We start from the raw sequence: 13540 nt of genomic DNA, 5'->3' as shown, positions 1-13540 counted from the left end.
TTCCTATTCTAAATCAGTTTAGTCTTCATGTCCACAGGGAAAACAACATAAATAAAACCGGTAAAACAGCTGTTTTGCCGGCTTTATTACTTTTATTTAATGAAATTATATCTTTTTGTATACTATTTTCCCTCCTAATATTGTCATAAGAGTTTTCATATTAAACATTTGTTCTCTGTCATATGCCATCTGAAATATGTTGTTTTCAAAAACAGCTATATCAGCCAGCTTACCTTTTTCTATGCTTCCTATTCTTTTATCGAAATTCGCCGCATATGCCGAACCATATGTATAAGCTCTGAGGCTTTCATGTACTGACAGCTTTTCTTCGGGAGAGAAACCTCCCTTCGGCTCATTATCATCTGTAAGACGACTTACTGATCTGAATATACCTCTCAAAGGATTAAGCTCCGTCACGGGATAATCAGTTCCGAAAGCCAGTCTCCCGCCTTTGTTTTTTATAGATCTAAAAGGCCATGAATACTTCATTCTTTCTTCACCAATCATAGTATGGAACGGATGATCCGAAAAATTATATTTAGGCAGATGATCAGGCTGTACCGATGCGATGACATCCAACTGTCCGAATCGGCCTATATCTTCGGGAGAAATGGATTCTATGTGTTCTATACAATGCCTGACATCTCTTTTTCCGTGAATATTTTCTGCATATTGAAAAGCATCAAGTCCTAATCGTACAGCTGCATCTCCGCAAGCGTGCAGCCTTACCTTTATATTATTTTTTGTCATCAGCGCAACACGTTCTTTCAGATACTGTGGATCTATCATGGAACTGCTTCTAAACCCCGGCCTGTCAGTATAAGGTTTCAGCATGTATCCTGTATGCCCCATAGGGGTCCCGTCAAGAAAATCTTTTACTCCTATAAATCTAAGCATATCGGAATTATAATTACTTCTGATTTTAAGAATTTCATCAAGTGCTTCGCTGAAGGCCAATGCAAAATGTATCCTGACATTAAGCTTTCCGCTGTTTTCAAGGATCTTGTAAGCATGTTCCGTTCTGATCCCGTAAAGAGGCAGATCTGCAACTGACGTTATTCCGTACTGTGAGGCTGTTTCGGCAAATGATACTGCATAGGATGCCATTTCTTCTGCCGTCATATCACTTAAAATATCTTTAAGCATGGGTATTACAGCAGCTTCATGTATATAACCGGTAAGTTCCCCGTTATCATCCCTAAAAAAACTTCCGTTGTCGGGATCATCAATATCTCTGCTGATATTAAATCTTCTGAGAGCTTCACTGTTGACCCATGCACCATGGCATTCTTTATTCAAGAGAAATACAGGAGTATTCTTGAAATATTTGTCCAAGCTTTCCTTTGTGGGAAGTTTACCTTTCGGCCATCTGAAATTGTCCCAAGCTCCTCCCATTATCCATCCGCCATCCCGGCGATCTTTATTTTTTCCCCAGATTATATAAGCAGCTTCTTCCTCTGAAGATGCATACCTAAGTACCCCGTCTCTTTCCATAAGAGCGCCACTTAAAAGATGGACATGAAAATCATTAAAACCGGGCATTATAAAATTGTTTTCAAAATCCAGAATCTCAGTGTTTTTATCTATGTACTGTTCTGCATCTTCACACGAGCCTACGAAGCTTATATTTTCTCTGTCGCATATGACATATCCGTCAATCAACTGTGGAGTAAGAGATGTATAAATATTCCTACATCTAAAGGCTTTCTTCTTCATTTTCATCCTCCGCATTAAACACGCCGTTTTTTACTTCTCTTAAATATAAAAAGGCAGTCACAGGTCCGTAAAGAAGTGCGGCAGTTCCCATAAACAGAGGTAATATAATATCAGATCTGCTGATAGTAAGTATCCATATTAATACGGAACATATCAAACATATAGCTGCCCATATAAATGCTAATTTGCTTTTTCTTTCTTCACCTATATCTTTTTTCATATATATCCTGCCTTTCCTAAACAGTAAGCGTTTTCTGCCCAATTTCTTTATAAGTAAGCTTGGCGACTGTAACATATACTATAACACTGAATATTATGCAGGCTACGTTGGCTGGAATTCCGCATGGAGTTCCCAGAACAAACTCCCAGACAGCATAGGCAACTACTGTAAGAAGCAAGCTCCAAAAACCTGCAGCAGGAGTCTTTTTTTTTGTAAAATAATCCCAGCATAAGTGGAACTATAAAAGCTGCTACCTGAAATCCACCACAATAGTAATATGCTTTTGAAATTCCGTCAGACCAGAAATACGTAGCAACAATAATGAGAAGTCCTACTACCCAGATAACAACTCTCGTTCCCCAGACTTCTGCTTTATCACTGAGATCAGGCTTAAAGAAGCCCTTTATTATATCGTGTACAACTACCGCTCCGCAAATAAGATAATCAGCGCTGACTGTAGACATTACAGCAGAAAGAAGCGCTGCCACGAAAAGTCCCCTCAGACCTACCGGAAGTGTAGTGAAGACCACCGCCCAAAATGCCTCCGAAGGAGCTTCTTGAGCTGCATCCGGAAACATCACGAGTGCTGCCATTCCTCCAAATACCATCACAGTGCTGAAAAACAATCCAAAAATCATTATACAAGTATACGATACTTTGATATCACCTCCGGATTTTGAAGAACCGAATCTCTGATATGACTGAGAGTTCGCATACATAGCCAAAGCACTTATTACCCATCCTAATACTGCCATAAATCCATTTCCTCCTGTAACCGTCAGAAAATCAGGATTTACAGCGCCTACCTGATCAAATAAGCTTCCGAATCCGCCAAAATGATTGACCAGCCCGAAACAAAGTACACCGGCAGATACTGACATCACAACAAACTGCATCATGTCCGTTATCGCAAGCCCCCACAGTCCTGACAAAGATGTGTAAAATATAATAATTATTCCCAGTATAGCAAAGGCCAGCCACATATTCATCCCCGTTACATACGCTATGACAGATCCCCCTGCCGTTAGAAGAGCAGATTCATAAAGAAAAGGAGGCAGCATTCCTATTGCCATTACGAACTTTGTTTTTCTATCATACATATAAGACATAAGATCCGGCATGGTAAGTACCCAGTCGGGAATTTTGTTTCTTACAAGAGGTCCTATCCATACAGCCAAAGGAAGCCTCAAAATAGCCGTAGGTATTATGTATATAAATATTATACATATACCCATAGTCGTTCCGCATTCTGCAAGACCTACGATAGTCCACGAATCATACCAGCTGGCTGCACCTACTCCTACCAAAACAGGTATTGTAAGTCTTCTGGAAGCCACAAAAAAGCTCTTCATATTTTTGCTCGCTCTTTTACGCATGGCTAGTCCTACTGCTATAATGATCACAAAATATACTGATATTATGATCCAGTCAAAGGCCGACCATATTTCGGAAAAGTTTATAGCCATAAAATTCCTCCTTTTTAAAAATTATTCTCTACTCTGTACTTAAGACCCAGAACATGTTCATTTTCAATGGCGAACTGATCAAGATAAGCATATCTCATATTAGAATGCCGCCCTTTATATATGATCTCAAGTTCTACAGCAGGTCTGTAAAAGAGAGTTTCTTTTCTCAAAGTAAGTTCTCCGTTGCGGCCGTAAAATTTTCTCATGATTTTATACTGGATATATTCCTCAGATTTCTTTTTCATATCAGAAACAGAACCTGAGGCAGCTACCACTTTCTTTTCTTCAATTTTTATCTTTCCTTTTTTCAGCGGTAGTGATCCGCTTTCATATACATCATATTGAAATGGATGCATCTCATTGGCATCAAAAACGACGGCAACCTTCCCCTCTTTTACAAGACCTTTTTTCTTAAACATAATATTTCGTTCTACATGGAAATCGTATTCAAGATAACAGTATGGTACCCAAACATCTGCAACACTTCCTATTTCAAATTTTACTATCTGCTTCCCGAAGAAACTGCCATGGAGAAGCTTCAGTTTGCTTTCTACAGCTTTCTTTCTGTCAGCAATTTCCTCTGTATAAAATTCTTCTTTCCTTTTATTCAGATGTTTCACCATAGTATCTTTCATTATTCCACTGCACTCCCTTCCCTTACGATTTCCTTCCACTTATACGGATATCCTGTTCCCATCATTTTGCTGATAAATGCTTCAGGATCCAACTGGTCCGCAAAGATGATTCCTTTAGGCATATCCATTTCGTCTATGAGCATGGTTCCTGTAGCCAGCGGAAGAGATACATAAACAAGAGCCGTTCCGTATATCTTTTTGAGCTCAGGTCCGGGAGCATTCATCTTTGGACAGTTTGCCGTCCATGTAAAAGGTTTGCCATCCTTTTCCCCTGAAACTTCCACTACCAACTCTATAAAGGCGGTTTTATCGGCATACTCAAGCTGTTTGTCAGTAGCCCCAAATATGTTGTTTTGAGGAGGAGGTACCATTGCCGTAACCACGTCTATAGGCGCCACCTCTGTATCTTTGACTTTTACTTTTTCCTGTGAGCACAACCCCATAGCATAAAAAATCGCAGGCTGATACATCATATAATATTTGAAATCAACATATTTTACATCTTTAAAGGTTGCAGGCATGCTATATATCTCTTCATGAGAATGATGTGTAACAGGTAACCTTCCCACAGGCTCAGGAAAATCCCACATTTCAAGTCCTCCAAATGGTGGATATTTCACGTACTTGCCTTCTTCCAATGCATATGTAGGTGAAGCACAGTCTATGAGTGCCTGTTTTGGCGACCAGCCCGGATTCCATGGCCTCAGCACCCAGTCATATTCATGTTCACCAGGAAGATGCGTTGCTTTTCCAATTCTCATCCTTATGCTGTTAACTTTATCCAGTCTGTTGGCCAGCCTTCTTGCTAAAACATTTGTCCAGCCCGGAGCAAAACCACATCCAAAAAGTGCAGTAAGTCCGGCTTCTTTAAACTCTCTGTACATAGGCATATTTTCTATAGAAACACCTTCTATAAACTTATCCCAGAAAGGAGCATCAAATGCTGTATTTATGTAATTTGCTTTTGCTTTAAGAGCTCCTTCCATAACATATGGTACCATCCATGGCATTACCATATCCACAACTACATCGACACCCTCTGCTGCCCTCGCCACATCATCAGGATCTGTGGCATTGACGGTATCGGTCTTTATCTTATCACTGCCAATATTATCAGCTACTGCATTTGCAGTCTCTTTTTTCAGATCTGCTATACGTATTTCTTCAACGTTATCCTGTCTTGCCAGTATAGATGCACATGAACCGCCCTGACCTCCTGCTCCTACTATCAATACCTTCATTTTTACCTCCTCATACGAATTTACATGATAAAATTTTTCGCTTATTAATAAAGCAATATATGTGCCAATTTTCAGAAAAAACAAAAAACAGCTGATAACATTGTTTTTCACAGTATTATCAGCTGTTTTGATTAATATACAAAAGTTCTCTTCAGGTGCAGTTTTGCTACTTTAAGTTGTATATACGCAACCTCAAAATATTATGATGCATCCTGAACTACAATCTCACTGGCCTTTCTGTCCGTCTCGCGCATTATTATCTCACATATTTTAGTTACCATACTCTGATCCAGCTCTTCCGAATTAACCGTTACATTGACTCCGCTATCAGTTATTACCACAAAAGTCTCCGGAAGTCCTTTATTTTTTATCAGAGTTTCTATGGTCTTCTCCTGTTCCATATAATTGAGCAGGCGCATCTTCTCAGCTGAAGCTTCTTCTTTCTCTGCTTTTGTGGAAGCTGAACTTTCTGCATCCGTAAGCATAGAAATTATTTTATTTCTGTCCATATCCAGCGTAGCTCTCAGTTCCTGAAAATATGTATCCGTGTTTTTCACTTCAGAAACATCATCAGAAGTTACAAGCGCTGATTCATCAACTTTATTTTCAGACTTACTGTTTTCCTCCTTTACGTTCAGACTATCTACAAGCACATCTCCGTCATGAAGAGGTACATCCTCACTGACTTCTTTCTCTGAAAATACACCTCCTATAGCTGTATACACCCCGAAACATATAGCTATAGCGACAAGTCCCGCAATCTTTTTCTTGTTATTTTTTATAAAAGAAAAAATAGATTTCTTACTTTTCATTTAAGTCTTCCTCCTTATATTCATTGGCAGCTTTTTTTTCAAATACTTCCACACTGGTGGATGATATATTAAATACAGCCATTACTGCATTTATGAGATTATTTTTTACAATAGGATTTCCTGCGCCCTGAGCAGTTACTATTACACCTGTTATGTTATCATCGTCATCATGCTGAAGCATTACATCTACATCGCCGACTCCGTCTATATCCGCAAGTATACTGCAAAGCTGAGCTTCCGTACCTCCGTCTTCATCTATAATCTGTTTTCTCCCGTCCTTATTTTGCGTAAAAACATCAAAGGACAGCAGTATAACTGCGATTATCACAAGCAGCGCAATTATTTTCAGACCTTTTTCTTTAATTTCGGGATCGTTTTTAAATTTTTCCAGCAAATTACTCTCCTCCTATACAATATATATTTATTAAATCTGTTCTTATTCCCCCAGAAGATAAATAATGGGATATAGTATAGTAGCCATTATTACCAAAGAAAAAATAAATTTGATATATTTCCCCATAGATGTGTCCGGCAAAAGAATCTCTATAAATGAAAGAGCCAGTATTATGATAAACAGATTGCTTACCCATTGCTTTATGACGTCCAAGTTCCGCCTCCTCCCATACCCATTATTATGGTTATGAAAATGAGAAACATAAAAGCTCCCGTAGCCAAAACCACCGTCATAGTTATGGCCGCGCTGCCTATTTCGCTCAGGCTGTCGGAAATATTCTTTGTCGCTATAGGTTCAGCTGCTATAGCTATTATCTTATATATAAACGCTATAGAAAGTATCTTGATAACCGGCAATATTAAAAGAGAAATTATTATTATTATCCCTATCAGTCCCACAGAATTTTTTATCAGTCCTATACAACTTATCACCATATCCAGAGAATCAGCAGCAAAGCCTCCCACAATTGGAACAAAATTATCTATGGAAAATCTGGCGGTGTTTATTAGAATACCATCGGCAGATTTAGTGACAATCCCTTGTATTGCTGTTATCCCTGTGAATATAGTTATCAAAAGGCCAGTCAGAAAAATTGCTCCTTTTCTTATAAAACCTGACAGCTTCTTAACATAATCCTTCTCTGTAATACTGTTTATCATGACAAATACTGCCGATAAGAATACAAGAGGAAGAATAATATGCTGCATGATAAAATTAAATCCTGTCACCGACCCTATCATTACCGGATCCATGATACTCCCTGATGAGATGCCTCCCATAGATATCAGCAGCGGAATCATTATCGGAAGCAGTATTTCCATAGACGAAGTCATAGTGTTCATGGCATCCTGACAATATTCATATGTTTGATAAAAATTACCTATACATAACGCGATTATTACCACACTGCATATCATTGTACCCAACGAAGATACAGTCTTGCTTCCAAATGTATTTGAAAAATTTGTCAAAAGTCCGACAACAATACATATTGCCAGTATTTCACATCCTAAAAAAACAGAAGCTTTCACTTCAAGCAGAAACAGATTTATAAGATTATCGATGATCTTATCTGAATCAAAAATAGCATCTCCGTTTATAAGATTATTTATTATCTGGCTTACTGTCATATCTTCAAATATCCCACCCTGCTTGGATGCCTCTGACATGATACTTTCAAGTCCCGATAAATCCATGGAATTCAGTTGTTCTTCTATGATAGTTTCATAATCCATATTTTATCACTCTCCCTAATTCAGCAATGATCCTATAAGCTCAAGTATTGCAGTCAGAATAGGCATAGCCAGATAAAATATGATCACCTTTCCCGCAAGCTCTACTTTTGATCCTATGGTGGTTTCTCCGGCATCCTTGCACAGCTGTGCAGTAAAATCTGTTATATACGCTACTGCCAAAACCTTAAGTATTACGGGAAAAAACGTCCTGCCATAAGTAACATTGTCATATATTCCTTCAAGAAAATGAAAAATATATGTAAGCTTATCTATGATAGATACAAAAAGAATTATTACAGTGGCGAGAATTATATAAATAGATATTTCCTTATTTACGCTCTTCATCAGAGAGGCCAGTATGACTCCTGTCAATGCCAAAGTTACGATTTTAAGAATCTCCATAAGTTCTCCCTAAAACTGAAGGAATGTTTTCACCGTATCAAAAAATTCACTTATCATCTGTATCACAAGCATAAGCACGACAATGACACCTGCAAGAGTTGTCAGCATAGCTTGTTCTTCTCTTCCGGCTTTTATAAGCACCTGATTAAGAACTGCTATGGCTATGCCTATAGCCGCTATTTTAAAAATGATGTCTATATCCATATTCGGTAAACTCCCAACTCAAATCAACATTACTGCTATAACTACGCCTGCCGCTACACCTAAGCCCCTGTACATACGGCTCTCTTTCTTTTCCTGCTGTCTGGCTTCAGTAAGGCTTGTTTCCATTCTCATTACAGCAGGCTCCATTATATTCTTCTGTCCTCTGATGTCGCTTTTTCCCAGACCTATGGAGATATCTTGTAATATTTTGATATCATTTTCTTTCAAAGGACAGTTTTTCATATTATCCTCCAGCGCTTTTTGCCATGAATCCTTCAGTGTATTTTGCTTCTGCATTGATAAACTACAGCTTCTGAGCACTTGTGAAAACCAACAGGATTTCATTTCGGACACTTTTTTGAAAGTCTTGGCAAGAGAATCTTTTTTATAAACAATTTCCATATTGAGTAGCCTTATGAGTTCAAGTGTATTTTCAAGTTCTATTGTTCTTGCTTTATAAGACGAGGCTTTTATAAATCCAAGGCAGGAACAGCTTATAAATATGAGGATACATCCCATTAATCTGAACATTTTACGCACCCTTTCCCAAATTCGACAGTTTCATGATTCTTTTTACTGTTCCTGTAGTCGGCGTTGCTGATAAAAATATTAACGTTTCAAAGACATGATTTCTTATCAGTTTTCCTATAGCTGAATTTTCAACGTCCTCATAACTACTGCCATGTATAGTGGTAATGGTCTTAACGCCAGCACACAATGCTGCTTCTATAGCGCTCACATCTTCGCTCTTTCCTATTTCATCGGTTATAATAACATCAGGAGACATTGAACGTATCAGCATCAATATCCCCTCTGCTTTAGGGCATCCATCCAGTATATCAGTCCTTTTTCCCAAGTCATAACTTGTCTCCCCGTTATAACTTCCTGCTATTTCAGAACGTTCATCACATATCCCCACTCTGTAGCCCTTATAACTCAGGCTTCTGGCTAAATCCCGCAGTATTGTTGTTTTTCCGCACTTAGGCGGTGATATTATCAAAGTATTTTTTATGAGATTTTTTTTATCATCACATACTGAACTTATGACATTTCTTGATGCACCTATTATCTGTCTGCTCCTCCTTATATTAAGCGATGAAATCTCTTTTATCAGATGTACTTTTCCATCCCTTAAGGTTACTCTCCCGCATATACCCACACGATGACCACCCTCTATAGTTATATAACCTTTAGAAAGCTCATCCTCATAAGCGTAATAAGAATAATCTAGTAACCTGTTCAATGTTTCATCAAGAACATCAGGCGTTACGGCTTTGCCGTCATGAAGACTTATCTCTCTTCCTTCACTTATGATAAGCGTATCTTGAAATGTTTTTAATCTTATTTCCTCAAAACGATCGACTATACTTTCCGGAAGAGTTTCTATCCTCTCGTTCACCGAAGACGGAAGCTTCCTCAATATTTTTTCTGTGTTTTTGTCCATCATCCCACCCCTTTTCTTTCGTTGTCTCTTACATTACAAGATATTCCTTGTCCCAGAAAATATGACTGATAAAAAACATCAGATCTAAAATTAAACAATAGAGTTTTTTCTAAAAAAAAAACTGTGTACACAAGGAGAGCATTTCTCAATGTGTACACAGTTTTAAAAATAAAAACCATATCATTCAAATATTCCGCTTATCAAAATAACAGCAATTCCTGCTACAGCACCCGCTGCTGACAACCATTTATTTTCTGTATGAATTAAATGCGTAAGCAACTCAAAAATGACTATATATATGATCATTCCCAAAGTAAGGGATATGAGTATTCCCACAATAAAGTCATTTATAAAGAGCCAAAGCAATTTCATCATTATACCTCCGACAAAGGTAGACAAGGAAGCCGCAAGAAGAAACGCTGTTTTCCTGCTTCTTTTTTCTCGTGCCAGTGTGGAATAAATAACCATTCCCATAGGGATATTATGCAAACCTACACCTATACCGATAAGAAATCCTACACTTGCTGATTCTGCTGACATACTGTAAACAGCCATACCTTCTATGATATTATGAAGTATTATAGCTATTGATGAAATTATGCCTATGTGGATAACATTTCCTGTTGTGTATTTTCCCCCGGATCCATGTTCATGATCAGGTATAAAGTTATCCAAAACTTTAAGAACTGCTATTCCCAATGCTATACATACAATCAATATGATAATATGGGTTTTGCCCAATTTTTCCAAAGCTTCCGGAAACAGCTCCAAAACTGCCAAAGCCGACATAGTTCCCAAAGCAATAGAAATAGAGAGATGTTCTATAAGCTTTTTATTTTTTGCTGATCTCGCAATCAAGGCTCCTGCCATAATAAATATTCCCAGAAAAAATGTTATTAGCAATGACATTATAAAACCTCTTTCTCTGTTTTTCATAATTATAAGAAGCGACGACATAATGAGTCATCGCTTCTGCTTAGATTATAATTCTTATTGATGATTTACATTGCCGACAGTATCTTTGATCTTTTCACGCTTATCGCGTTTTTCATTTTTATCCTGTTTTTCCTGATCAGCTGCTGATTCACTTTCGTCAGTTACAGGAAGTATCTTCATGGTGATCTGCTCTATTCTTCTTTCCTTTATAGAGTCTATCTTAAATTTGTAATTCCCAAATTCAACTTCTTTTCCTACATCACTTTCATCAGGTATCTCACCAAGAATATCTATAATGAGCCCTCCTATAGTTTCACTATTGTCAGATTCAAGATCGGTATTCAGTTCATCGTTTATATCATCAAGATCCATACTTCCCTCCATTACATAAGTATCGTCTGACACTTTCTGTATATCGGGTTCTTCTTCATCATATTCATCATCTATATCTCCCATGACTTCTTCTATTATATCTTCCATGGTTACTATGCCCGAGAAACCGCCATATTCATCTATCAATACAGCAATATGCTGTTTCGTAGACTGAAGCTCAAAGAACAAAGCATCTATATTCTTAGTCTCAGGAACAAAGTACGGTTTCCTTAAAATAGATCTGAAATCTACGTTGTCAAACCCTTCCTGTCTTGCTTTTATAAGATAATCCTTTATATACAATATACCTATAATATTATCACTGTCGTCTTCGTAAACAGGTATACGTGAATATCTAAGCTCCATCAGCTCATCTATATATTCCTCTGTAGGAGCATTTATATCTATCGAAAACACTTCTGTTCTCGGTGTCATTACTTCATAGGCAAGCATATCATCAAAGGCGAATATGCTCGTAATCATTTTCTTGCCTACTTCTTTAAGTTCACCTTTCTCCTGTCCTGTCTCCAGCATAGAAACAACATCAGCTTCAGAGTACTCTTCACCGGCCACATCAGTTTTCTGTCTGAATATCTTCAGAACAATAGTAACCGATATAGACAGAAGCCATACAAAAGGTTTGAAAACAGCGGATATGATCTGTATAGGTTTCACTACAGCCATAGCCACCTTATCAGCATGAAGCATTGCTATTCTCTTAGGGAAAAGCTCTCCGAATACAAGTGTAAAAAACGACAGAATCAGTGTTATAACAAATACAGCTATACCCTCTCCGTAAGGGATTCCCCAACCTTCAAGTGTTCTGCCCATTCCTTCGGAAAAGCTGGTGGCAGCTTTCGCACTGGAAAAGAACCCGGCTAAAGTTATTATTACCTGTATCGCTGAAAGAAATTTATTAGGATCATCAATCAGTTTTGATAATGCCTCCGCTTTTTTGTTTCCTTCATTCGCAAGTGTCCGTATTCTGTTTTTGTTTACGGAGACGATGGCGATCTCTGCCGCAGCAAAATAAGCATTTACCGCTACCAATACGACTAATACAATAATTTGTCCCCACATGGGTCCAGCATCAGATGACATTTTTTTCTCCTTTCTCATCCAATAAAATCAATCTTAAACCTATATAAATAACTATATGTATAAAGGGAAATTATTTCCTCTTTCTCAATATAAAATTTTCTGCCACAGGCTGTCTCATTTTTATTCTGACTATCTGCTGAGGATGCGGTGCCGACTCTATAGATTCACCGTCCTCATTCTGAAGAACGTCAAGTACTTGTGAAAAATAAGGTTTTCCGGGTCCAAATATCTCTATTTCATCTCCCAGAATCATTTTATTCCTCTGCTCAACCACTGCTATCTTCGTTTCAGGATCATAACTTCTGACCATTCCGATAAAGCTGTAGTCTCTTGTATAATCACTTGTCTGATAATTTTGATCTTTATCTGTAGGCTTATTGAAATAAAATCCTGTTGTAAATTCTCTGTGACTTGCTTTCTTAAGCTCTTCCATCCATTCAGGGTTATATACAAATCCATCAGGATTATCATAGTAAGTATCAATCGCTCTTCTGTAAGCGCTTACCACTGTCGCAACATAAAATACGCTTTTCATTCTGCCTTCTATCTTTACTGAAGATATCCCAGCATCCGCAAGCTGCGGAATATATTCAAGCATACAGAGATCCTTGGAATTCATAATATATGTTCCACGAGAATCTTCCTCTACAGGATAGTGTTCTCCCGGCCTTTGCTCTTCCACTAGTTTATACTTCCATCTGCATGGATGAGCACATTGTCCTCTGTTGGCATCTCTGTTTATCATAAAATTACTGAGAAGACAGCGCCCTGAATAAGAAATGCACATAGCTCCGTGTACAAACGCCTCCAGCTCCATATCATCAGGTATATTCGACTTTATGTCCTTTATTTCTTCAAAGGTTAACTCTCTCGCCAAAACAAGGCGTCTTACTCCTTGTCTATACCAGAAATTAGCTGTAGCATAATTTGTCATGTTAGCCTGTGTTGAAAGATGAAGTTCAGCTTCGGGTATTACATCCTTTATTATACTGATAATACCCGGATCAGATACGATAAAAGCATCTATAGGAATTTTTTTTATTTTTTTCAAATATTGCGTGAGTGGCTCTATATCTTCATTATGAGCAAAGATATTAAAAGCCATATGACATTTTACACCTTTGTCATGCGCATATTTTACGCCCTCTATAATCTCACTCTCAGAGAAATTCCCTGCTCCGGCACGAAGGCTGAACATCTCTCCGCCGAAATACACGGCGTCAGCTCCATAATCCACAGCTATTTTCAGTTTTTCCAAATCTCCCGCAGGAGCTAAAAGTTCCAGTTTTCTCATAGTTTTAT

General features: G+C 38.0%; 16 protein-coding genes. All 16 read right to left on the bottom strand.

Going from position 1 to position 13540, the window contains the following annotated elements; genetic code table 11:
- Positions 1-105: 105 nt before the first annotated feature.
- The 16 genes from H8692_RS09245 to H8692_RS09170 all read right to left on the bottom strand — a co-directional run bounded on the left by H8692_RS09245 (position 106) and on the right by H8692_RS09170 (position 13532).
- Positions 106-1716, bottom strand: coding sequence for an amidohydrolase (locus tag H8692_RS09245; RefSeq protein ID WP_187525550.1), 1611 nt, complete (start codon positions 1714-1716; stop codon positions 106-108).
- Positions 1697-1936 (bottom strand): hypothetical protein, encoded by a 240-nt coding sequence (locus H8692_RS09240; RefSeq protein WP_177270253.1) that lies wholly within the window; start codon positions 1934-1936, stop codon positions 1697-1699. Before H8692_RS09240 ends, H8692_RS09245 begins: the two co-directional genes overlap by 20 nt.
- A gap of 47 nt (positions 1937-1983) precedes the next feature.
- Entirely contained in the window at positions 1984-3402 is a 1419-nt protein-coding gene (locus tag H8692_RS09235; protein ID WP_187525549.1) for a sodium:solute symporter family protein, read from the bottom strand.
- 14 nt (positions 3403-3416) lie between these two features.
- The gene (locus H8692_RS09230; RefSeq protein WP_177270257.1) at positions 3417-4037 is read right to left on the bottom strand and encodes a hypothetical protein; all 621 of its coding nucleotides are present in this window, start codon (positions 4035-4037) and stop codon (positions 3417-3419) included.
- Positions 4037-5278, bottom strand: coding sequence for a saccharopine dehydrogenase NADP-binding domain-containing protein (locus H8692_RS09225; protein ID WP_187525548.1), 1242 nt, complete (start codon positions 5276-5278; stop codon positions 4037-4039). Before H8692_RS09225 ends, H8692_RS09230 begins: the two co-directional genes overlap by 1 nt.
- Before the next feature lie 200 nt (positions 5279-5478).
- Positions 5479-6090, bottom strand: coding sequence for a SpoIIIAH-like family protein (locus H8692_RS09220; RefSeq protein ID WP_177270261.1), 612 nt, complete (start codon positions 6088-6090; stop codon positions 5479-5481).
- On the bottom strand, positions 6080-6484 hold the full coding sequence (locus H8692_RS09215) for a hypothetical protein (protein WP_177270263.1): 405 nt from the start codon (positions 6482-6484) through the stop codon (positions 6080-6082). Before H8692_RS09215 ends, H8692_RS09220 begins: the two co-directional genes overlap by 11 nt.
- Before the next feature lie 42 nt (positions 6485-6526).
- A complete protein-coding gene (locus tag H8692_RS09210; protein WP_177270265.1) occupies positions 6527-6697 on the bottom strand; it encodes a stage III sporulation protein AF in 171 nt (56 codons plus the stop codon).
- Positions 6685-7779 (bottom strand): stage III sporulation protein AE, encoded by a 1095-nt coding sequence (gene spoIIIAE, locus H8692_RS09205; RefSeq protein ID WP_187525547.1) that lies wholly within the window; start codon positions 7777-7779, stop codon positions 6685-6687. The genes H8692_RS09210 and spoIIIAE overlap by 13 nt, the downstream gene beginning before the upstream one ends.
- A gap of 15 nt (positions 7780-7794) precedes the next feature.
- Complete coding sequence (spoIIIAD, locus tag H8692_RS09200) at positions 7795-8181, bottom strand: stage III sporulation protein AD (protein ID WP_177270269.1); 387 nt, start codon at positions 8179-8181, stop codon at positions 7795-7797.
- A gap of 9 nt (positions 8182-8190) precedes the next feature.
- Positions 8191-8385 (bottom strand): stage III sporulation protein AC, encoded by a 195-nt coding sequence (gene spoIIIAC / locus H8692_RS09195; RefSeq protein WP_177270271.1) that lies wholly within the window; start codon positions 8383-8385, stop codon positions 8191-8193.
- A gap of 18 nt (positions 8386-8403) precedes the next feature.
- Positions 8404-8916: a stage III sporulation protein AB gene (locus H8692_RS09190; protein WP_187525546.1), complete on the bottom strand. Its 513-nt coding sequence runs from the start codon at positions 8914-8916 to the stop codon at positions 8404-8406.
- Position 8917: 1 nt separating this feature from the next.
- On the bottom strand, positions 8918-9832 hold the full coding sequence (spoIIIAA, locus tag H8692_RS09185) for a stage III sporulation protein AA (protein WP_207722984.1): 915 nt from the start codon (positions 9830-9832) through the stop codon (positions 8918-8920).
- Between the two features lie 177 nt (positions 9833-10009).
- On the bottom strand, positions 10010-10765 hold the full coding sequence (locus H8692_RS09180) for a ZIP family metal transporter (RefSeq protein ID WP_187525545.1): 756 nt from the start codon (positions 10763-10765) through the stop codon (positions 10010-10012).
- A gap of 54 nt (positions 10766-10819) precedes the next feature.
- Positions 10820-12238 (bottom strand): hemolysin family protein, encoded by a 1419-nt coding sequence (locus H8692_RS09175; protein WP_177270277.1) that lies wholly within the window; start codon positions 12236-12238, stop codon positions 10820-10822.
- Between the two features lie 70 nt (positions 12239-12308).
- Positions 12309-13532 carry a peptidase U32 family protein gene (locus H8692_RS09170; RefSeq protein ID WP_187525544.1) on the bottom strand — a complete coding sequence of 408 codons (1224 nt, stop codon included), beginning with the start codon at positions 13530-13532 and terminating at the stop codon, positions 12309-12311.
- Positions 13533-13540: the final 8 nt, after the last annotated feature.

The organism is Lentihominibacter hominis (assembly GCF_014385065.1).
GTDB lineage: Bacteria > Bacillota > Clostridia > Peptostreptococcales > Anaerovoracaceae > Lentihominibacter > Lentihominibacter hominis.
This window is presented reverse-complemented; position numbering and strand designations above follow the sequence as displayed.